This window comes from Thauera sp. ZXT1-4 (assembly GCF_052598215.2).
The window spans coordinates 1-670 of sequence record NZ_JBQWSN020000127.1 but is presented as its reverse complement, the minus strand read 5'-3'; the positions used below and the strand labels follow the sequence as shown (position 1 = coordinate 670).

The following is a 670-nucleotide window of genomic DNA, read 5'->3' as shown; positions in this document are numbered from 1 at the left end:
GCGCAACGCCTCGATCTCGGAGGGATACAGGCCGGTCGATGCAGGCAGTATCTGATGCCCGGCGTCAATTACCTTGGCCGGTCGACGTCAATTATCCTGGCCGGTGGAAGCGAGTCATGAGGGGTTCAGCCTTTTGGCTTTGAGGTGTTGGGGTTGCGTTGCTCAGAAGGGGCGAGCCCCTTCTGAGCAACGCGGCGGCGGAAGCTCTCCACGTTCATCTCGAAGATCGTGGCGTGATGCACGAGTCGGTCGACGGTGGCCAAGGTCATGGCCGGTTCGGCAAACACGTGGCCCCACTCCGAGAACGGCTGATTCGCGGTGATAGCCAGACTCTTGCGCTCGTAGCGCTCGGCGATGAGCTCGAAGAGCACCGAGGTTTCGCCCTGGTCGCGGCGGACGTAGCTGAAGTCGTCGCAGATCAGCAGGTCGAAGCGGTCGAGCTTGGCTAGTTCGGCCGGCAAGCGCAGATCGCGCCGGGCGGCCTGCAGGCGCTGCACCAGATCGCTCGTACGGGTGAAGAGCACGCGGTAGCCGCGTTCGATGAGGGCGTGGCCGACGGCGGCGATCAGGTGCGTCTTGCCGACACCCGGCGGCCCGAAGAGCAGGATGTTCGCCCCTTGTTCGAGCCAGCTGTCGCCCTCGGCCAGCGCGGTGACGTGCGCCTTGGAGA

At 64.8% G+C, this 670-nt stretch carries 1 protein-coding gene; it reads right to left on the bottom strand.

Annotated features, from left to right (window positions below; genetic code table 11):
* Positions 1-125: 125 nt before the first annotated feature.
* The coding region (gene istB / locus ACUH78_RS19450) for an IS21-like element helper ATPase IstB (RefSeq protein ID WP_510497623.1) at positions 126-670 on the bottom strand (545 nt) is incomplete at its 5' end.